Here is a 26,052-nt window from a genome sequence, read left to right on the forward strand (position 1 = left end):
TATTTATAGTTTTGGCAAGGGAGAAAACGGTCGTGCTGTGAGTCGCATGCGTTTTATGAGGACATGGTCATGCTTACCCTCGGTATATCGACCGAGGGCGGCGGCACTTGAGGGGAGGGGGGCAATCAGCCGATCTGGTCACCGGCCAGGGCGTCACGGCGCATCGACTGCAGGTTCTTCTCGATGGTTTCGCAGATCGCTTCCATTTGAATCTGATGTTCACTGGAGCGAAACGGGCTTTGCAGGTCGGTACCGATGCGTTCGATGGCCAGCAGCATGAAACCCACCACCGTGGACGCCAGCGGGGTGAACCAGCCGAGGGATTCCACCAGGCCCACGGGCACGATCAGGCAGAACAGCGAGATGAACAGACGTGGAAAATACACGTAAGGGTAGGGCAGCGGCGTGTTGGCGATCCGCTCCATGCCGCCCTGGGCGTTGGACAGGTCCACCAGGGTCGACTCCAACCGCGCCAGGCGGATGCTGTCCAGATGACCGGCCTTGTATTCCCGGGCCAGCAATGCGGCTGAGCCAGTGAGAATGTCGTTGGCGAAGTTGTTGGTTGCGCCATTGCGGGCGAATTCCGCGTCAGGGATGAACGCGCGCACTTCCTCCGGGCAGGGCTCGCCCTTGAGGTGCGCGGCCAGGCAATTCACATAGGCCACATGACGACGCAACAGCGTGGATTTGATCGGGTTCACTTCGCTGTCGGGATCGTCCAGCAGGGTCAGTACCTGGCGGGCGAAGCTGCGCGAGTTGTTGACCATCGAGCCCCATAAGGTGCGCGCTTCCCACCAGCGGTTGTAGGCGCTGCTGTTACGGAAACTGATCAACACCACCAGTGCCGAACCCAGCAAGGTCAGGGGCATCAGCGGCAGGTTGATCTTGGAGTTGAGGAACAGCATGAAATCCACCGTGACGGCGATATCCCACAGCAACAGCCAGAACAGGGCCCAGCCCACATAGCCCATTGTCTTGATGATCAGGCGGTATTTCTTGAGAAGGGCAGCTTTCAAACGAGAACCTCGCGGCGTGCGGTTGGCAACAGTGCCAGGTTACGACGCCGTAGACGGGTGAAGGTTCGCCTGACGGGACCCGGTTCGGGAAATCTGGAACAACTTTGGTACTGATGTCGTCTGGCGCGGCAATCGCTGTACATTGCGCCGAGGCAAAAAGCCATTAACCGCAGGGTTTACCACGTGATTTGTTTTGGGGCCGGGCTGCAGGGATTTCGTAGCTGAGATCAGTGGAATCAAGTTGGATGATCAGGGCTCTTTCATGCATGTCAGTTCGTTGAAGTCGGCTATGTGTAATACCGCGCAAGCGCTCGAACGTCATAGGGATTTTGAATCGTGCTTGAGAGCGCATTACCACGTGCTGCTCGTGCCCTATTCCAGACGACCGTTTTTCTATAAGAGTGCACTTAAATACAGCCGTTTGATGGTGTCGTTTGCGTTATTGAGCGAGTACTTCGCCACACCGCTGCCGTTGTTGTCCGAAGTAAAAAACCTGTGCGTCACGCGCAGGTATTGTTCGAAAAACAGCCTGGAATCGATCTTTCTGTTGTTTCGTGCGCTGGGCTTCATGGAGGTTGCGCCGCACCCCGAAGACAGTCGCTTCAGGGTGTACGCGCCCTCGGACGAAGCCTGCCGTGAAGCGCGCCTGATGTTGACCTCCCTCACGGAGTCGTTGGCGCGGCTGTATCCCGAGAGGGCGATTTTTCAACAATTGCGCGAGTTGGATGACCGCGGTTTCCTGGCCCTTTACTTCAAGGGGTTTGCCATCATTCTCGACGCCGACCTCACGGTCGATGTATTGCTGCCCGAGTGTTACTGGCTGGTGAAAAGAGACGCCGGGCACCTGTTGATGCTGGCCATTTATAACGATGCCTTTGCGCCGGAAAATGATCGGGCAACGTTCAGGTCATCTTCGTATCTGGCATTGGCCAAGCAACTTTCGGTGTCCAAGACCCACATTATCCGAATGGTGCAGGAGGGCGTGGAAAAAGGCTATTTCAAAGCGCACTCCAAGACCCGGCTGGAAGTTTTGCCGCCCTTTGTCAGCCTGGTAAAGCGGTTCATGGCCTTTTCATTTGCGGTTGGCCTGCATGCTATTGAAATGGGAGCGTAGGGATGCCTGCTCACTTGAAGTTAAGGCCCAGGATGCGCCGGTTGCTGTCGCCTGCGGTAACGCAAGCCGAATGGATAGGCATCGTTGCCTGGACCGGTATCGGCTTGATCCAGGCCATGGTGCTCGACCCGTATATGTTGAGCGTCACCCTCGGCCTGTTAGTTGTGTGCCGTTTTCATTCGCTGACGACGAACTTCCTGCTGTGGCGGTTGCTGGGGGTGACCTATATCGTGCTGTTGTCGGTGGGGTTTGCCTACATCATCCACTTGAATCCGCCATTGCGTATTTACGGCTTGCCCCTGGCTGTCACGCTGGTGGTCGGCAGCGCGATCCTGTTTATCAGTGTCCAGGATTATCTGGTCGGCGCCTTGTCGGTCTGGCTTATCCTGTGGTCGCCGATGCAGGCCGAACTCTATGCCGCAACCCAAAGTTATCTGCTGATATTTTGCGCGTCGTCGGTGTCGATTGGTTTCATCCTGAGTTACTCATACTTGAAGAACCTGCGTTCGGTGTTGCTGGTGGAAAGTGAGTTTCGCGCATTGGCCGAGACCGATTACCTGACCTCTATCCTCAACCGGCGCGCGTTCATGCAAAGCTTCGAAAAGTTGCTCGACAGCGGCCAGGGCGGCTACTTCATCATGTTGGATATCGACAGTTTCAAGGCCAAGAACGACCTGTACGGCCACGACGTCGGCGATAAGATTTTGCGCGCCATGGCGCTCTGCCTGAAAAACGCCAAGGGCAGCCACAGCTTTGGACGGATCGGTGGGGAAGAGTTCGGCGTGTTGTTGCTGGGCGATGACCCGGCGCTGGCCGGCGAGTTTGTGCTGGATTTGTTGCAGGCGATCCGCTGCAGCGTCGCCCCGCCTCACAACTACACGTGCAGTGCCGGCATGGCGCGCTTTTCGGCAGGTGACGAATTGTCGACGGTGCTCAAGTTAGCCGACAAAAACCTGTATGGCGCCAAGCGCAACGGCAAAGACTGTGTGCATCTGGATGGCGCGCCGCTGCGGCCGGTCACGGCCTGAAGCCCAGGGAGCGGCGTTCAGCGCTGGGCAAGCACGCTCGCAAGCAAGCCGGGGAAGCGGCCTTCGAGCTCTTCGCGACGCAATGAGTTCATGTGGGTGGTGCCGACATTGCGGGTGTTCACCAGGCCCGCATCGCGTAACACTCTGAAGTGGTGGGACATGCTCGATTTGGGGCGCCCGCCGTCCAGTTCGCCACAACTGGCTTCGGGCACGCCGGCCAGGCAGCGCACGATGTCCAGGCGCACGGGGTCGCTGAGGGCGTAGAGCACGCGCTCAAGTGTCAGCTCTTGCGGGGTAGGGTGTTTGAAGGCTCGCATGGCGCGGATCATAACAGCGGGGTAGCGTTGAATACCATAGTTCGATTACCATCGAACTATCGAATCACGCACGCTTATCCGGAGTATCTGATGTCCGCTTTGTTCGAACCGTTCAAACTCAAAGACGTTACCTTGCGCAATCGCATTGCCATCCCGCCGATGTGCCAATACATGGCCGACGACGGCATGGTCAATGACTGGCACCACGTGCACCTGGCCGGCATGGCCCGTGGCGGTGCCGGCCTGCTGGTGGTCGAGGCCACTGCCGTCGCGCCGGAAGGGCGTATCACCCCAGGCTGCGCCGGTATCTGGAGCGATGCCCATGCCGAGGCGTTCGTGCCGATGGTCAAGGCAATCAAGGCTGCAGGTTCCGTCCCCGGTATCCAGATTGCCCACGCCGGTCGCAAAGCCAGCGCCAACCGTCCATGGGAAGGCGACGACCACATCCCGGCCTCCGATGCCCGCAGCTGGGAAACCATCGCCCCGTCGGCCATTGCGTTCGGCGCGAACCTGCCCAACGTACCGCGTGCCATGACCCTGGAGGACATCGCCCGCGTCCAGCAAGACTTCGTCGACGCCGCCCGCCGCGCCCGTGACGCCGGTTTTGAATGGATCGAGCTGCACTTCGCCCATGGCTACCTGGGCCAGAGCTTTTTCTCCGAACACTCCAACCAGCGTACTGACGCCTACGGTGGCAGCTTCGACAACCGCAGCCGCTTCCTTCTGGAAACCCTGGCCGCCGTGCGTGAAGTCTGGCCGGAAAACCTGCCGCTCACCGCCCGCTTCGGCGTGATCGAGTACGACGGCCGTGATGAGCAGACCCTCACCGAGTCCATCGAACTGGCCCGCCGATTCAAGGCCGGTGGCCTGGACCTGCTCAGCGTCAGCGTTGGGTTCACCATTCCCGACACCAACATCCCATGGGGCCCGGCGTTCATGGGGCCGATTGCCGAACGTGTGCGCCGTGAAGCCGGTATTCCGGTGACGTCGGCGTGGGGCTTTGGTACACCGCAACTGGCCGAAGGCGCGCTGCAGGCCGGGCATCTTGACCTGGTCTCCGTGGGCCGCGCGCACTTGGCCGATCCGCATTGGGCGTACTTTGCGGCCAAGGAACTGGGCGTGGACAAGTCGTCCTGGACCTTGCCGGCGCCTTACGCGCATTGGTTGGAACGTTATCGCTGAGCTAGCGACTCGGTAAAACTGTGGGAGGGGGCTTGCTCCCGATAGCGGTGGGTCAGTACCAGATTGTCTGGTTGATCCACCGCTATCGGGGGCAAGCCCCCTCCCACATTTGGTTTATGGACATCAGGAATACCGAGTCACTGGATACAAAAGCCATACGCGAAAAATAACAAATGAGAATGGATGTCAAACGCGAATGCGTTGATATATGATGCGCGGCGAATTCTTGGCAGGTTTGCCGCCCCATCTGGCTCATTCACTAGGTTCAACATCCATGCGTCGTACCCTGATTTCCATCTGTGTGCTGCAGGCGTTTTCCCCTTTTACCTGGGCAGAACAAGCCCCGGCTGAAAAAGCCGGTATCGAGCTGCAAGCGACCAATGTGACCGCCACTGCGGATTTCGAGTCGGCCCAGGGACCGGTGCAGGGCTATCACGCCACCCGATCAGCCAGTGCGACGCGCACCGACACCTCGATTCATGAAACCCCGCAGTCCATCAGCGTGGTGTCCAGGGATGTGGTCGAAGACATCGGCGCAACGCGCCTGCAGGATGCCCTTGACTATGCCGGCGGGATTGGCCGCGCCAACAACTTCGGTGGCCAGGGCCTGACCACCTTCACCGTGCGCGGCTTTACCACCGGTGAGTTCTACCGCAACGGTTTCCCGATCAATCGCGGTTACCCGAACATGCCGGATGCCAATACCATCGAGCGTCTCGAGGTGTTGCGCGGCCCGGCGACTATGCTCTACGGCCGTGGCGACCCCGGTGGCACGTTCAACGTGGTGTCCAAGCAGCCGCTGGCCGAACGCAGCGTCACCTTGGGCAGCCAGGTCAATGACCAAGGCATGAAGCGCGGCACCCTGGATGCCTCCGGCCCGCTGGACGAAGCAGGCCGCCTGGCCTATCGCCTGAACGTGGTGGGCGAGGGCGGCGACACCTTCCGTGATCACGTCGAGACCGAACGCTATGGCGTGACACCGGTGCTCACCTGGCAGGCCAGCGATGACACCAAGGTGATCTTCGAAGGCGACTTCATGCGCAACAATGCCCCGTTGGACCGTGGCCTGACGCGCTACCCGAATCAGCGAGGCACGCCGTCGCGCGAGACGTTCTGGGGCGACAAGGACGTAGGCAAGCTGCACAACGACAACAACATGGCGCAGTTGCGTTTCGAGCATGCGCTCAATGACAACTGGACGTTGGGTGGCGGTTTCCAATGGTTGGACGGGACGTTGAAGGGCAACGCGATCGAGGCAAACGGCCTGGGCGCCGATGGTCGCACCCTGCAGCGCAACTTCAATTACCGCAAGCTGGAATGGACCGACAAGGATTATCAGTTCAACCTGACCGGGCATTTCTCCACCGCCGGTTTCGAGCACACCCTGCTGACCGGCATCGAGTACGAAGACTACGACTATAAGTCGATCATCCAGCGCTCCAGCACCATCCCGGGCACTTACCCGATCGATATCTTCAACCCGGTCTACGGCCAGGCGCGCCCGCCGCTGACGCGCACGCCGACGCATGACAAGGAAAACCTCAAGACCTACGCGGCCTTCGTGCAGGACCAGGTGGCCCTGACCGAGCGCTTGAAAGTCCTGGCCGGTGCACGCTTCGAACGCTTTGAACATGACTACGAAAGTTATGTGCCCGGCGTGAACCCCTTCCAGAGCGCAGAAAACGCCGTCACCCCACGTGTGGGTGTGATCTACGACCTCACCGATACCGTCGCGGTGTATGCCGACGCCGCACGTTCGTTCAAGCCGAACACCGGTGCGGCACGCGAAGGCGGTGGCTTCGCGCCGGAAAAGGGCAAGTCCTATGAGATGGGGATCAAGTGGGAAGCCCTGGACCGCCAACTGAGCGTCGACGCTTCGATCTATCAGATCGACAAGAAAAACGTACTGACGACCGACCCGGTGATCAACACGTTTAGCGTCGCCGCAGGTGAAGTGCGCAGCCGAGGCTTTGACCTCAACGTCGCGGGCAACCTCACGCCTGAGTGGCGCATCATCGGCGGCTATGCCTACGTGGATGCCGAAGTCACCAAGGACAACAGCATCCGCTCCGGCACGCGCTTGTTGAACATCCCGCGCAACAGCTTCAGCCTGCTCAACGTCTATGAGTTCCAGGACGGCGGGCTCAAGGGCCTGGGCCTCGGTGTGGGCGGCAAATACGTCGACCAGCGCGCCGGGCAGACCGCCAATACCGCCTTCTCGATGGACGCCTACACCGTGGTCGACCTGCTGGGCTACTACAAGGTCAACGAACAGGTACGCCTGAACCTGGACGTGAAAAACCTGTTCAACCGCGAGTATGAAGAAGGTGCGTTCGGCAACGTATATGCCTACCCAGGCGCACCGCGCACGGTGCAGGTCGGCATCGCCTACACCCTCTAACGGCCTACACAGTTTCAATGTGGGAGGGGGCTTGCCCCCGATGACCATAGGTATCTACACAACTTTGTAGCAGCCAACAGTAACCACGATGCGAAGCGAGTCGCTCTTGATCTTGCTTTTGATCTAGGCGCCCCGTTAAACCACGCTGGCCGGAATCCGATAGTGATTTGGGGGGTAAACCGGCAGGGATGCCGGCTTAGCCGCCCCGCGCCATGGATGGCGCGTGGCGGCGGCCCCCCAAATCACTGTCGGATTACGGGCACACCGAGCCTAAGCGAGGTGCCGAGTGGTGGGGCAAGAGCGTTTTGCTTACTTTTGCGCTTTTCAAAAGTGAGACGCCGTAAGGGCGGAACCCTAAGCCGCCGTTACCGCAGCAACGGATATGTACTCGCCCTGATCCAGCATCCTGGTCGGCTGTCAGGCCGCCATCGGGAGCAAGTCGAATCGTCGCACCGCCCCTCCCACATTTGGATCGCGCGGCATCAGTCAGATAGCTATAGGCCGCCAGGTCGCCACGGGAGCAAGCTCCCTCGCCACAGGTTCAGGGCTACGCCAAAGTTGTGTAGATACCTATGCCCCGATGACGGTAGACCGGCCGATGACGCTGTGACTGATCCACCGCGCCCATCCGGGCTTGGCATACACCAAGCCCTTGGCGCTAAGTTTCACAAGGCGTCGTCAGATCCTTCAATTCTGCCAGCACTGCGCATACCGCTCACACACGCCATAACGCTTATCCAATTCGGCCATGTGTGCCCAGTTGTCGGCCATTGCTTCTTTCTCCAGCAATCCATTCAACTGCCGGTAGTACTGCAGCATCGCGCCGTTGACGGCCAATGCCTGAGTGAGGTCGGTTGCCGGGGTATCGGGCACCAGCGTTTTCAGCGTAGGTGTATCCAGTCGGGAGAGGCGCGCACGGTACTCAACCTTGTATCGCTCGAGCGCCTCGGCCTTTACGCCGTAGGCTTGAGCCAAGTAATTGGCGATGTTCTGGCGATACTGGGTCCAATAGGCATCCGGCAAATCAAGGTTCATCTCTCCCTTGCGCTTGTTGACCACCAGCTCAATGGCCTCGGCCCGCGCGCTGTCGTTGACGGCAACGGTTTGGGGTTTCATTTCCGCGATGATGCTCGGCGAGATAATCTGCTCGACCAGGGCATCACGTTCCGGGGTGGCCGGAAGACCTTTGGGGGGCACGGGAAACAGCGCGTTAGCACCTGCGCAGCCAGGTAATCCTTTATTGATCAGCGGGACCGGTGAGCGCACTACTTGGCCTTTTACCGAGTGCAGGCGTTTAAGCATGGTCACGCACTGGCTGCCGGCGCGATTGAACGTCACTTCGTATTCCGCACCGCGTTGCGGCGTGAGGGTGAACGCCATGCCACACACTGAGCCTGTACCTTGGGTATTCAAGTGCAGGAGCAGCTCTTTATCCGGGGGCAGCCGGATTTCCAGGTAAGGCGTTTTTTCGGAGGCCGGCGGCATCGACATGTCGGCCCGCCTACGGGTGTTGGCCAGGAACAGGTTGTTGAGGATGCCGGTGGTTTGCCCATCACAATGCTGCGCATCCATCACGCTCAGCGTGGCACTGCTCGTGTCGCTGATAAACCGTAGCTTGGCAGCATCCGGCTCGGTGGCATCCGGGTAAGTGCCCGACACACTGCAGCCGCCGAGCATCACGGCGAAAAGCGTCGCGCCGAGCATGCGGCCGGCAAAAAAATTACTCATGGAAGGGGTCGTCCTTAACGCCGAGGGTGATAAATGTCGCATCATACTGGCAAACTTGATTTTTTTTCGATGGAACGAGGATTGAATGCACACGATAAATAAGTTGTTTGTGATCGGGATCTCGGCGTTGGCGAGCGCCTGTTCGACATTGCCACCCGAAATGGCGCTGGATTCCACAGTCTATTCTGCCGACAACGCCGGTCTTGTCGTCGGGGCGTTGATCCAGGGCGGGCCTTATGGCACCTGGATGAACTTTCGCAACGTGGACACCGGCAAGGATTATGGCTGGGGTCCTAAGGATTACTACTCGGCATGGTTGCCTGCGGGCACTTATGAAGTCAGCGACCTTGGCTCGCGTCGCGGCGTGATGGGGCCCTATTCAAAACCCCTGCGCTTTACCGTGACCACTGGTCAAATCAATTACGTGGGCGAAATGACCTACGGTTGCCCGCTCGCTGCGCGCCCGGCTGCGATCTATGGCGTGAAAAACTGCGGATTTCTTGCGCTGGCGACCTGCACGGTGGATTACCCCAGCATTGGCATATGCGTTGTAGACCGCCAGGAACAGTCGCTAAGAACCTTCGTCAAGCAGCACCCGCAATTTTCCCAACTTCCGGTCAAGTCAGCCGTAATGTCGACGCGATGAAGGTGCGATTGCCGGACTGAGCGTCGACACGGCTTATAGCGGCGTCAACACATTCATCACCGTGTCCAGCGCCACCCGCGTGTCATCCAACTGCACCAACGATGCATGCCGCGCGCCCAGTGCGTCGCGGTTTTTGATCGCGGTGAGGATCGCCTTGTGCCGGGGCAGGCTCAGGCCCTGGATATCCGGGCGGCGGTTGGTGATGTTGATCGACTCGCGCAACGGCAGCGACAGCATGTTGCACATATAGGCGAGCAGGTCGTTGCGGGTGGCGTCGGCAATGGCGCGGTGAAAGTCCAGGTCGGCCTGCAACAGGTCTTCGTGGGTTTTCGCGGTTTCCATGCCCACATAGGCTTTTTCGATGGTGGCGATGTCTTCATCGGTGGCGGTGGTCGCGGCCATGGCGGCGATTTCCGGTTCGAGAATGCGCCGCACCCCGGCCAGGGTGTTGAAAAACTCGCTGTGGGGCGTGGACTGCATCAACCAGGACAGCACGTCCGGGTCGAGCAGGTGCCACTTCAAGCGCGGCCGCACCACGGCGCCCACCCGAGGCTTGGAATACACCAGGCCCTTGGCGCTGAGCACCCGCGTCGCCTCGCGCAACACCGAACGGCTGACCTTGTATTCCTCGCACAGCGTGGCTTCCATGGGCAGTCTTTCTTCCGGCTTGAAGCGCCCGGAAACGATGTGCATGCCCAAGTCCTGAACGATCTGGGCATGCATGCTCTTGCGCGGCTTGGGCGGCTGGTGATCCATAACGACGGGCAGGCTCTGGCTTAAATTCGCCGCATCATAGCATCCCAATTAGTGGGAATGCCGTGGTACTTCGGCGCCACGGCAGCCCACCAGGAAGTCGAAGTCGCAACCCTGGTCGGCCTGCAGCACATGGTCGATGTACAGCTGGCGATAGCCGCCGACGATGAGTTTCTCGGGCGGCGCCAGGTCGGCCATGCGCGATGCCAATTCGGCGTCGGGAATGTCCAGGTGCAAGCGCCCATTGGCGCAGTCGAGTTCGATCCAGTCACCTTCCTGCACGGCCGCCAACGGCCCGCCCGCTGCGGCTTCCGGCGCCACATGCAGCACCACCGTGCCATACGCGGTACCGCTCATGCGCGCATCGGAAATCCGCACCATGTCGGTCACGCCCTGGGCCAGCAATTTGGCCGGCAGGCCCATGTTGCCGACTTCGGCCATGCCTGGGTAACCCTTGGGCCCGCAGTTTTTCATGACCAGGATCGAGTTGGCGTCCACGTCCAGCTCGGGGTCATTGATGCGCGCCTTGTACATGTCGAAGTTTTCGAACACTACTGCGCGGCCGCGGTGCTGCATCAGCTCGGCGCTGGCGGCAGACGGTTTGAGCACCGCACCCAGCGGCGCCAGGTTGCCGCGCAGCACGCAGATGCCGCCGTCGGCGCGGATCGGGTTGTCGAGGGTGCGGATCACTTCGTCCTGGCCGTAGATCGGTGAGTCCTTGGTGTTCTCGCCCAAGGTTTTGCCGTTGACGGTCAAGGCATTCGGATGGGGGATCAGGTTGGCTTCGCCCAGGCGGCGCAGTACGGCGGGCAGGCCGCCGGCATAGTAAAACTCTTCCATCAGGAAGCGCCCCGAGGGTTGCAGGTCGACGATGGTCGGCATGCCACGCCCGATGCGGGTCCAGTCGTCCAGGTCCAGCTCGACGCCGATGCGCCCGGCGATGGCTTTCAAGTGGATCACCGCGTTGGTCGAACCGCCGATGGCCGCGTTCACCCGGATCGCGTTTTCGAAGGCTTCCTTGGTGAGGATCTTCGACAGCTTCAAGTCTTCGCGCACCATCTCCACTGCACGCATGCCCGACATGTGCGCCAGCACATAACGCCGTGCATCCACTGCCGGAATCGCCGCGTTGTGGGGCAGGGAGGTGCCCAGCGCTTCGGCCATGCAGGCCATGGTCGACGCGGTGCCCATGGTGTTGCAGGTACCCGCCGAGCGCGACATGCCGCCTTCGGCCGCGAGGAAATCATCCAGGGTAATGGTGCCGGCCTTGACCTGTTCGCTGAGCTGCCACACCACCGTGCCCGAGCCGATGTCCTGGCCCTTGTGCTTGCCGTTGAGCATCGGCCCGCCGGTGACGACGATGGCCGGCACATCACAACTGGCGGCGCCCATCAGCAGGGCCGGGGTGGTTTTGTCGCAGCCGGTGAGCAGCACCACGCCATCGATCGGGTTACCGCGAATCGCTTCTTCCACGTCCATGCTCGCCAGGTTGCGCGTCAGCATGGCGGTGGGGCGCAGGTTGGATTCGCCGTTGGAGAACACCGGGAATTCCACCGGGAAGCCACCGGCTTCGATCACACCGCGTTTGACGTGCTCGGCGATCTGGCGGAAGTGCGCGTTGCACGGGGTCAGCTCCGACCAGGTGTTGCAGATGCCGATGATCGGCTTGCCATGGAACTGATGGTCGGCAATGCCCTGGTTCTTCATCCAGCTGCGGTACATGAAGCCGTTCTTGTCGGCAGTACCGAACCACTGGGCGGAGCGTAGGCCGGGCTTTTTATCAGACATGATCGATTCTCTTATTGTATGACTATATGTTCTGAGCGTGGTTAAACATAAGCGCAAAATCGAAGCTTTGGAAGAGTTGTTTTGCAAATAGTCCTACTATATAGTCTTTCTCAACTGAGGTATGACCCTGGCGGATTTTCGCGAGAGGCGTCCCCCGAGCTTCTATAAAAACAACAATCGGAGATCGACCCCATGAGCCAGGAACTGCGGCTTATTCGGCGCATCACGCTGAAACTGATTCCCTTCCTGATCCTGCTGTACCTGATTGCCTACGTGGACCGCTCCGCCGTGGGCTTCGCCAAGCTGCACATGGGCGCCGACGTCGGCATCGGCGACGCGGCCTATGGCCTGGGCGCGGGGTTGTTTTTCATTGGCTACTTCCTGTTCGAGATTCCCAGCAACCTGATGCTCGACCGCTTCGGCGCGCGGCGCTGGTTCGCGCGCATCATGATCACCTGGGGCACCATCACTATCGGTATGGCCTTTGTACAAGGGCCGCACAGCTTCTATGTGATGCGCTTTCTGCTCGGCGCGGCCGAAGCCGGGTTCTTTCCGGGCGTGCTGTACTACATCACCCAGTGGTTCCCGGTGCGCCATCGCGGCAAGATCCTCGGGCTGTTCATCCTCTCCCAACCAATCGCGATGATGATCACCGGGCCCGTGTCCGGCGGCTTGCTGGGCATGGACGGCACTCTGGGCCTGCACGGCTGGCAGTGGCTGTTCATCGTGATCGGCACCCCGGCGATCCTGCTCACCTGGCCGGTGCTGCGCTACCTGCCGGACGGCCCCAGCCAAGTCAAGTGGATGAGCGAGGAAGAAAAGGCCTGGCTCACCGGTGAGCTCAACAAAGACCTGCAAGCCTACGGCCAGACCCGCCACGGCAACCCGCTGCATGCGCTCAAGGACAAGCGCGTGTTGCTGCTGGCGCTGTTCTACCTGCCGGTGACCCTGAGCATCTACGGCCTGGGCCTGTGGCTGCCGACCTTGATCAAGCAATTTGGCGGCAGTGACCTCACCACCGGCTTCATCTCCGCCGTGCCTTACATCTTCGGCATCATCGGCCTGCTGATCATCCCGCGCAGTTCCGACCGTTTGAATGACCGTTACGGCCACCTCGCCGTGCTCTATGTACTGGGCGCCATCGGCCTGTTCTTCAGCGCCTGGCTCAGTGTGCCGGTGCTGCAAATGGCGGCGCTGTGCCTGGCGGCCTTCGCGATGTTTTCCTGCACGGCGGTGTTCTGGACCTTGCCGGGCCGCTTCTTCGCCGGTGCCAGTGCGGCGGCCGGTATCGCCTTGATCAATTCGGTGGGCAACCTTGGCGGCTACATCGGCCCGTTCGTGATCGGTGCGCTCAAGGAATACACCGGCAACCTGGCCTCGGGCCTGTACTTCTTGTCCGGTGTGATGCTGTTCGGGCTGGTGCTGACCCTGGTGGTTTACCGCCTGCTGGAACGCAAGCATGTGCTGCCCGCCGACCAATTCGCCGCCAGTGCCCGTGGCGCCACACGTACTTAATTCAGGAGAAATGGCATGCGTTTAGTTCAGTTCGAGTTGCCCAACGGCGAACGCCGCGTCGGCGTAGTGGAAGGCACACAGCTGCGCGAAGTCCAGGCGGCGCGCAGCGTGCGTGAATTGGCCCTGGCCGCGATCGAAGCCGGTGTCGGCCTGGAGCAGCAGGTGAACAGCCTTGGCCTGGGCGACAGCCACGACTACGCCGCGTTGTTGGCCGAGCTCAAGGTGCTGCCGCCACTGGACCACCCGGACCCGGCCCATATGCTGATCAGCGGCACCGGCCTGACTCACCTGGGCAGCGCCTCGGCGCGAGACAAAATGCACCAGGCCGGTGACGACACCGCATTGACCGACACCATGCGCATCTTCAAATGGGGGGTTGAGGGCGGCAAGCCAGCCGCCGGGCAGGCGGGCGTGCAACCGGAGTGGTTCTATAAAGGCGACGGCAGCACCGTGGTGCGCCCCGGCGCCGCGTTCCCGGTACCGCCGTTTGCCGAAGACGCCGGCGAAGAGCCGGAAATCGGTGGACTCTACGTGATCGGCCCGGACAGCAAGCCCTACCGTGTGGGCTTTGCGGTAGGCAACGAATTCTCCGACCATGTGATGGAACGCAAGAACTACCTGTACCTGGCCCATTCCAAACTGCGCAGTTGCAGCTACGGGCCGGAACTGCGCGTGGGCGAGTTGCCCCAGCACCTGGCAGGCACCAGCCGCATCCTGCGTAACGGTGAGGAAATCTGGCGGAACGAATTCCTCAGCGGCGAGGCCAATATGTGCCACAGCCTGGAAAACCTCGAATACCACCACTTCAAATACCGCCAGTTCCTCAAGCCCGGCGATGTGCACATCCACTTCTTCGGCACCGCCACGCTGTCATTTGCCGACGGTATACGTACCCAGGAAGGCGATGTGTTCGAGATTACCCAGGCTGAATTCGGCGCGCCGCTGGTCAACCGTGTCGGCAGCAGTGATGCGGCATTCGAACCCGGCAACGTCATTACCCTTTAAAGGAGAGCCCCATGCCCCAGTTCCTCGGTCACAACTACATCGGCGGCCAGCGCAGTGCCAACGGCAGCACCCAGTTGCAGAGCGTCGACGCCACCACCGGCGAAGCCTTGCCCCAGGCGTTCTACCAGGCCACCCCGCAGGAGGTCGATGCCGCCGCCAAAGCAGCCGCCGCCGCGTACCCGGCTTACCGCGCCTTGAGCGCGTCGCGCCGTGCGCAATTTCTCGATGCGATTGCCGACGAGCTGGACGCATTGGGCGATGATTTCGTCGAACTGGTCTGCCGCGAAACCGCCTTGCCGGCGGCGCGCATCAAAGGCGAACGTGGGCGCACCAGCGGCCAGATGCGCCTGTTCGCCACGGTGCTGCGTCGCGGTGATTTCTACGGCGCGCGCATCGACAAAGCGCTGCCGGATCGCCAGCCATTGCCGCGTCCGGACCTGCGCCAATACCGCATCGGCCTGGGCCCGGTCGCGGTGTTCGGCGCCAGTAACTTCCCGCTGGCATTTTCCACCGCCGGCGGTGATACCGCCGCTGCGCTGGCAGCCGGTTGCCCGGTGGTATTCAAGGCCCATAGCGGGCATATGGCGACGGCCGAGCAGGTGGCCGATGCGATCATCCGCGCTGCCGAAACCACCGAAATGCCGGCGGGCGTGTTCAACATGATCTTCGGCGGCGGTGTTGGCGAAGCGCTGGTCAAGCACCCGGCGATCCAGGCCGTCGGCTTTACCGGCTCGCTCAAGGGCGGCCGTGCCCTGTGCGATATGGCGGCGGCGCGCCCGCAGCCGATCCCGGTGTTTGCCGAGATGTCGAGCATCAACCCGGTCATCGTGCTGCCGCAGGCGCTGCAAGCCCGCGCCGACAGCGTCGCCCGCGACCTGACCGCCTCGGTGGTGCAAGGCTGCGGCCAGTTCTGCACCAACCCTGGCCTGGTGATCGGCATCACGTCCCCAGCGTTCACCGCGTTCACGCAACAGGTCGCGAAGCTGATCGGCGAGCAACCGGCGCAAACCATGCTTAACGCGGGCACCTTGGGCAGCTACGGCAAGGGCCTAGAAAAGCTCCTGTCTCACCCCGGTATCGAGCACTTGGCGGGCAACGCCCAATCGGGCAACCAGGCCCAGCCGCAGTTGTTCAAGGCCGATGTGCGCCTGTTGATCGACGGCGATGAAGTGCTGCAGGAAGAAGTGTTCGGCCCGACCACAGTGTTCGTCGAAGTCGCCGACCAAGCCCAGCTCAGCGCCGCCTTGCACGGCCTGCACGGGCAGTTGACCGCCACCATCATTGGCGAACCGGCTGACCTGCAACAGTTCGCCGAGCTGACGCCGCTGCTGGAACAGAAAGTCGGGCGCATCCTGCTCAACGGTTACCCCACCGGTGTGGAAGTCTGCGATTCGATGGTGCACGGCGGACCGTACCCGGCCACCTCCGATGCCCGTGGCACCTCGGTCGGCACCTTGGCCATCGATCGTTTCCTGCGCCCGGTGTGCTTCCAGAACTACCCTGATAGCCTGCTGCCCGACGCGCTGAAAAACGCCAACCCGTTGCGTATCCAGCGGCTGGTGGATGGCGCGCCGTCTCGAGAATCGCTGTAAGTCATCCGGAGGCTTCATGTCGTTGAGCGCAGTCACCCCGCACCGTGCCCGGTTGGGCGAAGGGCCGTTCTGGGATGCTCCGTCCCAGGCTCTGTATTGGGTGGATATCGCCGCCCGCCAAGCCCTGCGCCTGATGGACGGGCGGTTGCGAGTCTGGCAATTACCCGAACACGTTTCGGCGTTCATCCCCTGCGAAAGCGGGGATGCGCTGGTGACCCTGAGCAGCGGTGTATACCGGCTGGACTTGAACACCGAAGCCCTGACCTTGCTGTGCGTGGCCGACCCACAACCGGGTAACCGCGGCAACGAAGCCCGTTGCGATGCCCAGGGCCGACTATGGCTGGGCACCATGCAGAACAACATCGGCGCCCACGGTGAAGACCTGCCCATCACGCGACGCTCCGGCGGCCTGTTTCGTATCGACGCCGATGCGACGGTCACGCCGCTGCTGAGCGGGCTGGGCATTCCCAACACGCTGCTATGGAGCGACGACGGCGGCCATGTGCATTTCGGCGACAGCCTGGATGGCACGCTGTACCGGCATGCCATTCAGCCCGACGGCCAGCTCGAGCCCGCCCGGACGTGGTTCGCTGCCCACGAACGCGGCGGGCCGGACGGTTCGGCCATGGACAGTGAGGGCTACATCTGGAATGCGCGCTGGGACGGCAGTTGTCTGCTGCGCCTGACGCCTGAAGGGCAGGTGGACCGCATCGTCGAACTGCCCGTCAGCCGCCCCACCAGTTGTGTGTTTGGTGGGCCTGATCTGACCACCCTGTATATCACCAGCGCCGCCAGCCCCTTGGATCACCCATTGGACGGTGCGGTACTGAGCCTGGAGGTCGAGGTGCCAGGCAAGCCCTGTCACCGCTTCGCCGGATAAACCGAAAAACGAATATTCAAAAACAACAACAAGGAGTCACCCGTATGAATCGTCGTCGTGGTTTGCGTTCCCTGTGCTGCGCCGCTGTGGCGGTCTCGGCCATGAGCTTGAGCGGCCTGCTGCTGGCTGCTGAAGAAGTGAAGATCGGCTTTCTGGTCAAGCAGGCCGAAGAGCCTTGGTTCCAGACCGAATGGGCCTTCGCCGAAAAAGCCGGCAAGGAACACGGGTTTACCGTGATCAAGATCGCCGTGCCCGACGGTGAGAAAACCCTTTCGGCCATCGACAGCCTGGCCGCCAACGGCGCCAAGGGCTTTGTGATCTGCCCGCCGGACGTGTCCCTGGGCCCGGCGATTGTCGCCAAGGCCAAGGCCAACGGCCTGAAAGTGATTGCGGTGGATGACCGTTTCGTCGATGCCAAGGGCAAGTTCATGGAGGACGTGCCGTACCTGGGCATGGCCGCCTTCGAAGTGGGCCAGAAGCAGGGCGCCGCCATGGCCGCCGAAGCGAAAAAACGCGGTTGGGACTGGAAGGACACCTATGCGGTGATCAACACTTTCAACGAACTCGACACCGGCAAGAAACGCACCGACGGCTCGATCAAATCCCTGGAAGAAGCCGGCATTCCCAAGGACCATATCCTGACCGCCGCGCTGAAAACCCTCGACGTCCCAGGCAGCATGGACGCCACCAACTCGGCGCTGGTCAAGCTGCCCAGCGGCGCAAAAAACCTGATCATCGGCGGCATGAACGACAACACCGTGCTCGGCGGCGTACGTGCTACCGAAAGCGCCGGCTTCGCGGCGGCTAATGTGATCGGCATCGGCATCAATGGCACCGACGCCATCGGTGAATTGAAGAAAGCCAACAGCGGCTTCTTCGGTTCGATGCTGCCCAGCCCGCATATCGAGGGCTACAACACCGCGCTGATGATGTACGAGTGGGTCACCAAAGGCACTGAACCGCCGAAGTACACCGCCATGGACGAAGTGACCCTGATCACCCGCGAGAACTTCCAGGCGGAACTGACCAAGATCGGGCTGTGGAAATGACCGCTGCGGCCCTGCGTTTTGACGGTATCGGCAAAACCTTCCCTGGGGTCAAGGCGCTCGACGGCATCAGCTTCACCGCCCATCCGGGGCAAGTGCATGCCCTGATGGGCGAGAACGGTGCGGGTAAGTCGACGCTGCTGAAGATCCTCGGCGGCGCCTATATTCCCAGCACCGGCACGGTGCAGATCGGCGAGCAGGTCATGGCCTTCAAATGCGCCGCCGACAGCATTGCCAGCGGCGTCGCGGTGATCCACCAGGAATTGCACCTGGTGCCGGAAATGACCGTGGCCGAGAACTTGTTCCTCGGGCATTTACCGTCGCGTTTTGGCGTGGTCAACCGCAGCGTGCTGCGCCAGCAGGCGCTGGCGTGTCTCAAGGGCCTGGCCGATGAAATCGACCCCCAGGAAAAGCTCGGGCGCCTGTCCCTGGGCCAGCGCCAACTGGTGGAAATCGCCAAGGCGTTGTCCCGTGGCGCCCATGTGATCGCCTTCGATGAACCGACCAGCAGCCTCTCGGCGCGGGAGATCGATCGCTTGATGGCGATCATCACGCGCCTGCGCGATGAGGGCAAAGTGGTGTTGTACGTGTCCCACCGCATGGAGGAGGTGTTCCGTATCTGCAACGCGGTGACGGTGTTCAAGGACGGCCGCTTCGTGCGCACCTTCGATGACATGAGCGCGCTGAACCACGATCAGTTGGTGACCTGCATGGTCGGCCGCGATATCCAGGACATCTACGACTACCGGCCACGGCAGCAGGGCGACGTCGCGCTCAAGGTCAACGGTCTGCTCGGTCCCGGCTTGCGCGAACCGATCGGTTTTGAGGTGCGCAAAGGCGAAATCCTCGGCCTGTTCGGGTTGGTAGGGGCAGGGCGCACGGAACTGTTCCGACTGCTCAGCGGCCTGGAGCGTGCCAGTGCTGGCAGCCTGGAGTTGTGCGGTGAGCCGCTGCAATTGCGCTCACCTCGCGATGCCATCGCCGCCGGGGTGCTGCTGTGCCCGGAAGACCGCAAGAAGGAGGGCATCATTCCGCTGTCCAGCGTCGCCGAAAACATCAACATCAGTGCCCGTGGCGCGCATTCCGCGTTCGGCTGGCTGTTGCGCGATGGCTGGGAGAAAGGCAACGCCGACCACCAGATCAAGGCGATGAAGGTCAAGACCCCGAACGCGGCGCAGAAAATCATGTACCTGTCCGGTGGCAACCAACAGAAAGCCATCCTCGGCCGCTGGCTGTCGATGCCGATGAAGGTGCTGCTGCTGGACGAACCGACCCGTGGCATCGATATCGGCGCCAAGGCCGAGATCTACCAGATCATCCATAACCTCGCGGCGCAAGGCATTGCGGTGATCGTGGTGTCCAGCGACCTGATGGAAGTGATGGGCATTTCCGACCGCATCCTGGTGCTGTGCGAAGGCGCCTTGCGCGGTGAACAACTGCGCGCACACGCGACTGAATCCAACCTGCTGCAGCTGGCCTTGCCGCGCGGCCTGGCGAACTGAGAGACGACCATGACCACTCAAAACAACGCGCTGCCCTCGGCACGCAAACCCCTCGATCTGCGCGCCTTGCTCGACAACTGGGCGATGCTGCTGGCCGCGGTGGGTATCTTTGTCCTGTGTGCCTTGCTGATCGATAACTTCCTCTCGCCGCTGAACATGCGCGGGCTGGGCCTGGCGATTTCCACGGTGGGTATTGCGGCGTGCACCATGCTGTTCTGCCTGGCCTCCGGGCATTTCGACTTGTCGGTGGGCTCGGTGATTGCCTGCGCCGGCGTGGTGGCGGCGATTGTAATGCGCGACACCGACAGCGTGATGCTCGGCATCGGCGCGGCGCTGCTGATGGGCCTGATGGTGGGGTTGATCAACGGTATCGTGATCGCCAAGCTGCGGGTCAACGCGTTGATTACCACCCTGGCAACCATGCAGATCGTGCGTGGCCTGGCCTATATCTTCGCCGACGGCAAAGCGGTGGGCGTGTCCCAGGATCAGTTCTTCGTGTTCGGCAACGGCCAGCTGTTGGGCGTGCCGGTACCGATCCTGATTACCATCGTGTGTTTCCTGTTCTTCGGCTGGTTGCTCAACTACACCACCTACGGGCGCAACACCATGGCCATCGGCGGCAACCCGGAAGCGGCGTTGCTGGCGGGGGTCAATGTGGATCGCACCAAGATCCTGATCTTCGCCGTGCACGGTTTGATCGGCGCGTTGGCCGGGGTGATCCTGGCCTCACGCATGACCTCCGGCCAACCAATGATCGGCCAGGGCTTCGAGCTGACGGTGATTTCCGCCTGTGTGCTGGGCGGGGTGTCGCTGAGTGGCGGTATCGGCATGATCCGCCATGTGATCGCCGGGGTATTGATCCTGGCGATTATCGAGAATGCGATGAACCTGAAGAACATCGATACCTTCTACCAGTACGTGATTCGCGGCTCGATCCTGCTGTTGGCCGTGGTCATCGACCGCATGAAACAACGCTGAACCTGATCGTTCCCTCGCTCTGCGTGGGAATGCATCCCAGGACGCTCTGCGTCCACTTCTGAATCGGGACGCGGAGCGTCCCAGGTGGCATTCCCACGCGGAGCGTGGGAACGATCAATGTAGGGTTTTAGTTGGCGGTGAACTTGAAGATGGTGTTCTGGGTGTAGGTCTGCCCGGGATTCAGGCGGGTCGAGGCAAACTTGGGCTGGTTAGGCGCGTCCGGAAAGTGCTGGGTCTCCAGGGTGAACCCACTCCAGTGCTGGTAGGTCTTGCCAGCCTTGCCCTTCACCGAACCATCCAGGAAGTTACTGGTGTAGAACTGCACGCCCGGTTCGCTGGTATAGAGCTGCAAACGCCGCCCCGACTCAGGATCATGCACCTCGGCCGCCAGTTGCTTCACATCGCCTTTGGTGTCCAGCGCCCAGTTGAAGTCGAACCCACCCTGTTTCGGTTCGGCGAACTTGAGCTGCGGATGATCCTCCTTGATGTGCTGGCCGATGGCGGTAGGCTTGAGGAAGTCCATCGGTGTGCCCTTGACCGGCGCCAGTTCGCCGGTGGGAATCAGGGTGGCATTCACCGGTGTGTAATGGCTGGCATGCAAGGTGGCGACCTGCTTGAGAATATCGCCGTTACCTGCGCCGGCCAGGTTGAAGTAGCTGTGGTTGGTGAGGTTGAGCACAGTCGGTTTGTCGGTGGTGGCCTTATAGTCGATGTGCAGCTCGTTCTTGTCGTTGAGGCGATAAGTGACTTCGGTTTTCAGGTTGCCGGGGAAACCCATTTCACCGTCCTTGGACAGGTAGGTGAGGGTGACCCCGACCGAATCCTTGTCCTTGACCGGCTTGGCTTGCCATACCTGCTTGTCGAAGCCCTGGGCGCCGCCATGCAGCGAGTTGGGGCCGTCGTTGAGCGGCACCTGGTAGCGTTTGCCGTCGAGTTCGAAGGCACCGCCGGCCAGGCGATTGCCGAAGCGGCCGATGGTCGCGCCGAAAAACGCGGTACCGCCTTGATAGCCTTGTACGTCGTCAAAGCCCAGCACCACGTCGTCGACCTTGCCGTGTTTGTCCGGCACCTTCAGCGATTGCAGCACACCGCCGTAGGTAATCACCGTGGCTTGCATGCCATGGCTGTTGCGCAACACGTATTGTTCGACGGCGGTGCCGTCATTGGTTTTGCCGAAGGGTTTGTGTTCGCTGGTCAGGCCTGCGGCCTGGGCGCCGCCGCTGGCGATCAACATGGACATTGCCAGGCCGGACAGCAGGTATCGAGGGTGCTTCATGGTCGAACTTCCTTTTGTTGTTTTTGGATTGAATAGTTCTACTAATGTGCGATATTTCATGATTGAGACAGCGAATTTATAGCCTTTAACGCCGATTTCGTAAAATAAAATAAGACTAATTGATCGAGGCATCACGTTATGAGTACTCAGCAGGCCCTGTATCCCGACCTCAAGGGCAAGACCATATTGATCTCCGGCGGGGCTTCCGGGATTGGCGAGTTCATGGTGCGGGCGTTCGCCGCCCAGGGCGCCAAGGTGGCGTTCGTGGACCGCGCCCAAAGCCAGGGCGAACGCCTGGCCGCGCTGTTGAACTCCAACGGGCATAGCGTTGAGTTCGAATGCTGCGATATCACCGACGAGATCGGCTATCGCGCGGCGATCGGGCGTTTCGAACATTCCCTCGGCCCGATCACGGTGCTGGTCAACAACGCGGCGAACGACGTACGCCATACCCTGGAAGAAATCGACTCGGAAATGTTCGACCGGCTGATTGCGGTCAACCTCAAGCACGCCTTCTTTGCCGCCAAGGCGGTGGTACCGATGATGAAACAGGCCGGTGGCGGCTCGATCATCAACCTGGGCTCGGTCGGCTGGATGATGGCCTCCGCCGGCTACCCGGTGTACGCCGCCAGCAAGGCCGCCGCCCACGGCATGACCCGTGGCCTGGCGCGGGAGTTAGGCCCCCATCACATCCGCGTCAATACCCTGGTGCCGGGCTGGGTGATGACGGAAAAACAACTGGCCATGTGGGTGGACGACGCGGCCCGCGAGCTGATCGCCCGCAGCCAGTGCCTGCCGGGCAGCGTGATGCCCGAGCATATCGCCAATATGGCGCTGTTTTTGGCCTCGGAGGCGTCGGCGATGTGTTCGGCGCAGAACTTTATCGTGGATGGCGGTTGGGTCTAGGCCAGGCGCCACTGTTCAACTGTGGGAGGGGGCTTGCTCCCGATAGCGGTGGGTCAGTCAAAGATGCATTGACTGACATGCCCTCATCGGGAGCAAGCCCCCTCCCACAGTTGAACAGTGGTGTTTATGGAGACCGCGTGCTGTTCCAGGCCTTCATGCCGAACGCCTGGCCGCCCCCGGCGGCTGCCCGGTGATGCGCTTGAAGGCACGGCTGAACGCCGCCTGGGAGGTATAACCCAGGCGTTGTGCCACGGTTTCGATGGGCATGCGTTCCAGGGTCAGCCATTGGCTGGCCAGGCGCATGCGCAGTTCCGTGGCGTAGCGCAGCGGCGGTATGCCGAGGACGGCCTGGAAGCGGTCAGCGAACACCGAGCGCGAGGTATGACACTGGGCGGCCAGTTCCGCCACGCTCCAGTCGTGGCCCGGCTGCTGGTGCAAGGCGAGCAGGGCGCTGGCCAGGCGCGGGTCGCGCAACGCGGCTACCAGCCCCGAGGCGTTGCCACAGGCGCACTCGACCCAGCCGCGTACGATCATCGCCGCCACGACATCGGCGAGGCGCGCAAGAATGCCGGCAAAGCCTACGCGCGCCGTGGACATTTCGCGTTCCATTACCGCCAGGATCGGCATCAGCCCCGGGTAACGCTGGCCGCCGGCGTCGATCAGCATCAGGGCCGGCATCAGGTTGCCGAGCCCTTGGAGGCTGCCGAGCTCAAATTCCATGCACGCACTGAACAACACCAGGCTGGGGACGGTATCGGGTGATGCATTCACGGCGCACACGGTATCCCCCAACGGTGCGCTGTCGAAATGGTCGATGTCCTGCACGACGGCATCCGCTGCGGATAACAGCGCGTGCGCGCCGCCGTGGGAGATGAACACTGCATTGCCGGCCGACAGCGCGAAAAGGCTGCCGTCCTCGGTGCGCAGCGTGGCGCGGCCGGCCGCGATGAAGTGGAAATAGGCGTGGCCCGGCCGGGCGCCAAAGCCCATGCCGAAGGTGGGCCCGGCCTGGATGCGCCGGTACTGCACACCCCGCAGGCGCATGCCGCGCAGCAATTCGTTGATCAGCTCGGAAGAAGCGGTGAATGCGTCCACTGAAGTCATACTCGGGGTTTCGGTTAAAAACTCAAGGCTTTGTATCATAGATCATCCTGGCCGGCCTACCTAGACTGAGCGCCTCGCCAATGACTTGAGGAAGACCTGCAATGACTGATTGTGCAGCCCATACGCCTGCGGGCGTTGTGACAGAGCCGGCCTGGCTGGCGGTATTTTCCCTGGCAATGGGGGTATTCGGCCTGCTCACGGCGGAGTACTTGCCGGCCAGCTTGTTGACACCGATGGCCCTGGACCTGGGCGTTACCGAGGCGCTGGCCGGGCAAGCCGTCACGGTGACGGCGGTGGTGGCGCTGTTCGCCGGTCTGCTGGTGCCGGGGCTGACCCGTGGTATCGACCGGCGCGTCGTGCTGCTGGGGTTCTCCACGCTGATGATCGCCTCCAACCTGCTGGTGGCATTGTCCTCCAGCCTGACGGTGCTGTTGTTGATGCGCATCCTGCTGGGCATCGCCCTCGGCGGTTTCTGGAGCATGGCGGCTGCAGTGGCGATGCGCCTGGTGCCGGCGGCGTCCTTGCCCCGTGCGCTGTCGATCATTTTCAGCGGGATCGCGCTGGGCACCGTGGTCGCCGTGCCGCTGGGCAGCTATTTGGGTGGCCTGTACGGCTGGCGCAGTGCGTTTATTGCGGCGGCCGCCGTCGGCCTGCTGACCCTGGCGTTCCAGGCATTCACCCTGCCGCGCATGGCACCCCATGGCACCGCGCGCCTGCGCACCGTGCTGGACGTACTGCAGCGCCCCGGCATCGCCATCGGCATGTTCGGCTGCGTACTGGTGCACACCGCGCATTTCGCACTGTTCACCTACATCCGGCCGTTCCTGGAAAGCACCACCGGGGTCGACACCGAGGGGCTGGCGCTGATGCTGCTGGGTTTCGGCGTGGCGAACTTCGCCGGCACGCTGTTCGCCGGGTGGCTGCTGGTGCGCCGCCCACGCACAACACTGGTGTTAATGCCGGTGTTGGTGGCAATCGCGGCACTGGCCTTGGTCTGGTTGCCGGCGTCACTGCCGGGCCAGGCGATGCTCCTGGCGCTATGGGGCATGGCATTTGGCGGCGTACCCGTGGCGTGGTCGAACTGGGTCGCGCGTGCGGTGCCGGACCAGGCGGAAAGTGCCGGAGGCATGGTGGTCGCGTCGGTGCAATCGGCCATCGCGGCGGGCGCTGCCGGCGGCGGGCTGATGTTCAGCTTCAGTGGCATTGGCGGGGTGTTTGTCGGTGCGGGTGTGTTGATGTTGCTCGCAGCCTTGCTCATCGCCCTGCGTGTGCAGGTGCCAGGGCAAGACGGGGACACCAGTGTGACGCGCCACGCGTCTTTGGTTTAGTCTAAAACCCTTTGTTGATCGCAAGCGCCCCGAGGAGCACCGAGCATGTCTGACTATGTACCCCCCAAGGTCTGGACCTGGGACACCGAAAGCGGCGGCACCTTCGCCAGCATCAACCGGCCTATCGCCGGCGCTACCCATGAAAAAGCACTGCCGGTCGGCAAGCACCCGTTACAGCTGTATTCCCTGGCCACGCCCAATGGGCAGAAAGTCACGATCCTGCTCGAAGAGCTGCTGGCGCTCGGGCACACCGGTGCCGAATACGACGCCTGGCTGATCAAGATCGGTGACGGCGACCAGTTTGGCAGCGGTTTCGTGGCGGTGAACCCGAACTCGAAGATTCCGGCGTTGATGGATCACAGCAGCGCTGCGCCGATTCGCGTGTTCGAGTCGGGCGCGATCCTGCAGTACCTGGCCGAGAAATTCGGCGCGTTTTTGCCCACCGAACCTGCCGCCCGTGCCGAATGCCTGTCGTGGCTGTTCTGGCAGATGGGCAGCGCACCGTACCTGGGCGGCGGCTTCGGGCATTTCTACGCGTATGCGCCAAGCAAGATGGAATACCCGATCAATCGCTTCGCCATGGAGGCCAAGCGCCAGCTGGATGTGCTGGACAAGCGCCTGGCGGTGAGCGAATACATTGCCGGGGACGCCTACACCATCGCCGACATCGCCATCTGGCCCTGGTACGGCGGGTTGGTCAAAGGGCGGTTGTATGGGGCGGCGGAGTTTCTCTCGGTGCATGAATACGAGCACGTCATGCGTTGGGCGGATGCGATTGATGCGCGACCGGCGGTGCAGCGCGGGCGGCGGGTGAATCGGGTGTCCGGCGATGATCAGTTGGCCGAGCGCCATAGTGCGAGCGACTTGGACTGAAAGTGTGGGAGGGGGCAAGCCCTAATGCCAGTCAGTTAAGAAGTAGCAGGAGCGAGAACTAACTTGTGGCGAGG

General features: G+C 61.7%; 22 protein-coding genes. 15 read left to right on the forward strand and 7 right to left on the reverse strand.

The window, feature by feature from the left end:
- Positions 1-125: 125 nt before the first annotated feature.
- A complete protein-coding gene (locus C4J85_RS11240) occupies positions 126-1,016 on the reverse strand; it encodes a bestrophin family protein (protein WP_124362462.1) in 891 nt (296 codons plus the stop codon).
- A 262-nt stretch (positions 1,017-1,278) separates the two neighbouring features.
- Here C4J85_RS11240 and C4J85_RS11245 point away from each other — a divergent pair, with 262 nt between their 5' ends.
- Together C4J85_RS11245 and C4J85_RS11250 are read left to right on the forward strand one after the other, a co-directional pair.
- Positions 1,279-2,130 (forward strand): hypothetical protein, encoded by an 852-nt coding sequence (locus C4J85_RS11245; protein WP_177412812.1) that lies wholly within the window; start codon positions 1,279-1,281, stop codon positions 2,128-2,130.
- 2 nt (positions 2,131-2,132) lie between these two features.
- A complete protein-coding gene (locus C4J85_RS11250; RefSeq protein ID WP_164487858.1) occupies positions 2,133-3,158 on the forward strand; it encodes a GGDEF domain-containing protein in 1,026 nt (341 codons plus the stop codon).
- A gap of 17 nt (positions 3,159-3,175) precedes the next feature.
- Here C4J85_RS11250 and C4J85_RS11255 read toward each other — a convergent pair whose 3' ends face one another.
- On the reverse strand, positions 3,176-3,475 hold the full coding sequence (locus tag C4J85_RS11255; protein WP_124366712.1) for a helix-turn-helix transcriptional regulator: 300 nt from the start codon (positions 3,473-3,475) through the stop codon (positions 3,176-3,178).
- A gap of 90 nt (positions 3,476-3,565) precedes the next feature.
- Here C4J85_RS11255 and C4J85_RS11260 point away from each other — a divergent pair, with 90 nt between their 5' ends.
- Both C4J85_RS11260 and C4J85_RS11265 read left to right on the forward strand, forming a co-directional pair.
- On the forward strand, positions 3,566-4,657 hold the full coding sequence (locus tag C4J85_RS11260) for an NADH:flavin oxidoreductase/NADH oxidase (RefSeq protein WP_124386170.1): 1,092 nt from the start codon (positions 3,566-3,568) through the stop codon (positions 4,655-4,657).
- Positions 4,658-4,931: 274 nt separating this feature from the next.
- Positions 4,932-7,058: a TonB-dependent siderophore receptor gene (locus tag C4J85_RS11265; protein WP_124409604.1), complete on the forward strand. Its 2,127-nt coding sequence runs from the start codon at positions 4,932-4,934 to the stop codon at positions 7,056-7,058.
- Between the two features lie 687 nt (positions 7,059-7,745).
- Here the strand turns inward: C4J85_RS11265 and C4J85_RS11270 are convergent.
- Positions 7,746-8,786 (reverse strand): hypothetical protein, encoded by a 1,041-nt coding sequence (locus C4J85_RS11270; RefSeq protein WP_124366715.1) that lies wholly within the window; start codon positions 8,784-8,786, stop codon positions 7,746-7,748.
- Positions 8,787-8,871: 85 nt separating this feature from the next.
- Here C4J85_RS11270 and C4J85_RS11275 point away from each other — a divergent pair, with 85 nt between their 5' ends.
- Complete coding sequence (locus C4J85_RS11275; protein ID WP_124366716.1) at positions 8,872-9,432, forward strand: hypothetical protein; 561 nt, start codon at positions 8,872-8,874, stop codon at positions 9,430-9,432.
- Between the two features lie 33 nt (positions 9,433-9,465).
- Here the strand turns inward: C4J85_RS11275 and C4J85_RS11280 are convergent, their stop codons facing one another.
- Both C4J85_RS11280 and C4J85_RS11285 read right to left on the reverse strand, forming a co-directional pair.
- Positions 9,466-10,188, reverse strand: a complete 723-nt coding sequence (locus C4J85_RS11280; protein ID WP_124362468.1) for a FadR/GntR family transcriptional regulator — start codon at positions 10,186-10,188, stop codon at positions 9,466-9,468.
- Between the two features lie 48 nt (positions 10,189-10,236).
- On the reverse strand, positions 10,237-11,973 hold the full coding sequence (locus C4J85_RS11285) for an IlvD/Edd family dehydratase (protein ID WP_124362469.1): 1,737 nt from the start codon (positions 11,971-11,973) through the stop codon (positions 10,237-10,239).
- 192 nt (positions 11,974-12,165) lie between these two features.
- Between C4J85_RS11285 and C4J85_RS11290 the strand changes: the two genes are divergently transcribed.
- From C4J85_RS11290 to araH, 7 genes are read left to right on the forward strand one after another with little or no spacing between them, the layout of a single operon-like run.
- Positions 12,166-13,488: an MFS transporter gene (locus C4J85_RS11290; RefSeq protein ID WP_124409605.1), complete on the forward strand. Its 1,323-nt coding sequence runs from the start codon at positions 12,166-12,168 to the stop codon at positions 13,486-13,488.
- A 15-nt stretch (positions 13,489-13,503) separates the two neighbouring features.
- Positions 13,504-14,493 carry an AraD1 family protein gene (gene araD1, locus C4J85_RS11295; protein WP_124409606.1) on the forward strand — a complete coding sequence of 330 codons (990 nt, stop codon included), beginning with the start codon at positions 13,504-13,506 and terminating at the stop codon, positions 14,491-14,493.
- 11 nt (positions 14,494-14,504) lie between these two features.
- The gene (locus tag C4J85_RS11300) at positions 14,505-16,085 is read left to right on the forward strand and encodes an aldehyde dehydrogenase (NADP(+)) (RefSeq protein ID WP_124366718.1); all 1,581 of its coding nucleotides are present in this window, start codon (positions 14,505-14,507) and stop codon (positions 16,083-16,085) included.
- Positions 16,086-16,101: 16 nt separating this feature from the next.
- On the forward strand, positions 16,102-16,965 hold the full coding sequence (locus tag C4J85_RS11305; RefSeq protein ID WP_124409607.1) for an SMP-30/gluconolactonase/LRE family protein: 864 nt from the start codon (positions 16,102-16,104) through the stop codon (positions 16,963-16,965).
- Between the two features lie 44 nt (positions 16,966-17,009).
- Entirely contained in the window at positions 17,010-18,014 is a 1,005-nt protein-coding gene (locus C4J85_RS11310) for a substrate-binding domain-containing protein (protein ID WP_124409608.1), read from the forward strand.
- The gene (gene araG, locus C4J85_RS11315; RefSeq protein ID WP_124409609.1) at positions 18,011-19,513 is read left to right on the forward strand and encodes an L-arabinose ABC transporter ATP-binding protein AraG; all 1,503 of its coding nucleotides are present in this window, start codon (positions 18,011-18,013) and stop codon (positions 19,511-19,513) included. The genes C4J85_RS11310 and araG overlap by 4 nt, the downstream gene beginning before the upstream one ends.
- Positions 19,514-19,522: 9 nt before the next feature.
- Positions 19,523-20,491, forward strand: a complete 969-nt coding sequence (gene araH, locus C4J85_RS11320) for an L-arabinose ABC transporter permease AraH (RefSeq protein ID WP_124362476.1) — start codon at positions 19,523-19,525, stop codon at positions 20,489-20,491.
- A 127-nt stretch (positions 20,492-20,618) separates the two neighbouring features.
- On the opposite strand, the gene C4J85_RS11325 is transcribed toward araH, so the two are convergent.
- A complete protein-coding gene (locus tag C4J85_RS11325; protein WP_124362477.1) occupies positions 20,619-21,767 on the reverse strand; it encodes an aldose epimerase family protein in 1,149 nt (382 codons plus the stop codon).
- A 138-nt stretch (positions 21,768-21,905) separates the two neighbouring features.
- Here C4J85_RS11325 and C4J85_RS11330 point away from each other — a divergent pair, with 138 nt between their 5' ends.
- Positions 21,906-22,673 (forward strand): SDR family NAD(P)-dependent oxidoreductase, encoded by a 768-nt coding sequence (locus C4J85_RS11330; protein ID WP_124409610.1) that lies wholly within the window; start codon positions 21,906-21,908, stop codon positions 22,671-22,673.
- 153 nt (positions 22,674-22,826) lie between these two features.
- On the opposite strand, the gene C4J85_RS11335 is transcribed toward C4J85_RS11330, so the two are convergent.
- A complete protein-coding gene (locus C4J85_RS11335; protein WP_124409611.1) occupies positions 22,827-23,777 on the reverse strand; it encodes an AraC family transcriptional regulator in 951 nt (316 codons plus the stop codon).
- Positions 23,778-23,878: 101 nt separating this feature from the next.
- Between C4J85_RS11335 and C4J85_RS11340 the strand changes: the two genes are divergently transcribed.
- Both C4J85_RS11340 and yghU read left to right on the forward strand, forming a co-directional pair.
- Positions 23,879-25,105 carry an MFS transporter gene (locus tag C4J85_RS11340; protein WP_124409612.1) on the forward strand — a complete coding sequence of 409 codons (1,227 nt, stop codon included), beginning with the start codon at positions 23,879-23,881 and terminating at the stop codon, positions 25,103-25,105.
- Between the two features lie 45 nt (positions 25,106-25,150).
- Complete coding sequence (gene yghU / locus C4J85_RS11345) at positions 25,151-25,978, forward strand: glutathione-dependent disulfide-bond oxidoreductase (RefSeq protein ID WP_124406963.1); 828 nt, start codon at positions 25,151-25,153, stop codon at positions 25,976-25,978.
- The last annotated feature ends 74 nt before the right edge of the window (positions 25,979-26,052 follow it).

Origin of the sequence: Pseudomonas sp. R4-34-07 (assembly GCF_003852375.1) — a bacterium.
Classification (GTDB): domain Bacteria; phylum Pseudomonadota; class Gammaproteobacteria; order Pseudomonadales; family Pseudomonadaceae; genus Aquipseudomonas.

What these genes read in the sequence shown, in the direction of transcription:
- C4J85_RS11290 (WP_124409605.1), top strand. Translation starts at nt 12,166, where the DNA reads ATGAGCCAGGAACTGCGGCTTATTCGGCGCATCACGCTGAAACTGATT.
- C4J85_RS11245 (WP_177412812.1), top strand. Translation starts at nt 1,279, where the DNA reads ATGCATGTCAGTTCGTTGAAGTCGGCTATGTGTAATACCGCGCAAGCG.
- araH (WP_124362476.1), top strand. Translation starts at nt 19,523, where the DNA reads ATGACCACTCAAAACAACGCGCTGCCCTCGGCACGCAAACCCCTCGAT.
- C4J85_RS11260 (WP_124386170.1), top strand. Translation starts at nt 3,566, where the DNA reads ATGTCCGCTTTGTTCGAACCGTTCAAACTCAAAGACGTTACCTTGCGC.
- C4J85_RS11305 (WP_124409607.1), top strand. Translation starts at nt 16,102, where the DNA reads ATGTCGTTGAGCGCAGTCACCCCGCACCGTGCCCGGTTGGGCGAAGGG.
- C4J85_RS11330 (WP_124409610.1), top strand. Translation starts at nt 21,906, where the DNA reads ATGAGTACTCAGCAGGCCCTGTATCCCGACCTCAAGGGCAAGACCATA.
- C4J85_RS11255 (WP_124366712.1), bottom strand. Translation starts at nt 3,475, where the DNA reads ATGCGAGCCTTCAAACACCCTACCCCGCAAGAGCTGACACTTGAGCGC.
- C4J85_RS11265 (WP_124409604.1), top strand. Translation starts at nt 4,932, where the DNA reads ATGCGTCGTACCCTGATTTCCATCTGTGTGCTGCAGGCGTTTTCCCCT.
- C4J85_RS11270 (WP_124366715.1), bottom strand. Translation starts at nt 8,786, where the DNA reads ATGAGTAATTTTTTTGCCGGCCGCATGCTCGGCGCGACGCTTTTCGCC.
- C4J85_RS11300 (WP_124366718.1), top strand. Translation starts at nt 14,505, where the DNA reads ATGCCCCAGTTCCTCGGTCACAACTACATCGGCGGCCAGCGCAGTGCC.
- C4J85_RS11275 (WP_124366716.1), top strand. Translation starts at nt 8,872, where the DNA reads ATGCACACGATAAATAAGTTGTTTGTGATCGGGATCTCGGCGTTGGCG.
- C4J85_RS11280 (WP_124362468.1), bottom strand. Translation starts at nt 10,188, where the DNA reads ATGGATCACCAGCCGCCCAAGCCGCGCAAGAGCATGCATGCCCAGATC.
- C4J85_RS11250 (WP_164487858.1), top strand. Translation starts at nt 2,133, where the DNA reads ATGCCTGCTCACTTGAAGTTAAGGCCCAGGATGCGCCGGTTGCTGTCG.
- C4J85_RS11340 (WP_124409612.1), top strand. Translation starts at nt 23,879, where the DNA reads ATGACTGATTGTGCAGCCCATACGCCTGCGGGCGTTGTGACAGAGCCG.
- C4J85_RS11335 (WP_124409611.1), bottom strand. Translation starts at nt 23,777, where the DNA reads ATGACTTCAGTGGACGCATTCACCGCTTCTTCCGAGCTGATCAACGAA.
- araD1 (WP_124409606.1), top strand. Translation starts at nt 13,504, where the DNA reads ATGCGTTTAGTTCAGTTCGAGTTGCCCAACGGCGAACGCCGCGTCGGC.
- C4J85_RS11325 (WP_124362477.1), bottom strand. Translation starts at nt 21,767, where the DNA reads ATGAAGCACCCTCGATACCTGCTGTCCGGCCTGGCAATGTCCATGTTG.
- C4J85_RS11310 (WP_124409608.1), top strand. Translation starts at nt 17,010, where the DNA reads ATGAATCGTCGTCGTGGTTTGCGTTCCCTGTGCTGCGCCGCTGTGGCG.
- C4J85_RS11285 (WP_124362469.1), bottom strand. Translation starts at nt 11,973, where the DNA reads ATGTCTGATAAAAAGCCCGGCCTACGCTCCGCCCAGTGGTTCGGTACT.
- araG (WP_124409609.1), top strand. Translation starts at nt 18,011, where the DNA reads ATGACCGCTGCGGCCCTGCGTTTTGACGGTATCGGCAAAACCTTCCCT.
- yghU (WP_124406963.1), top strand. Translation starts at nt 25,151, where the DNA reads ATGTCTGACTATGTACCCCCCAAGGTCTGGACCTGGGACACCGAAAGC.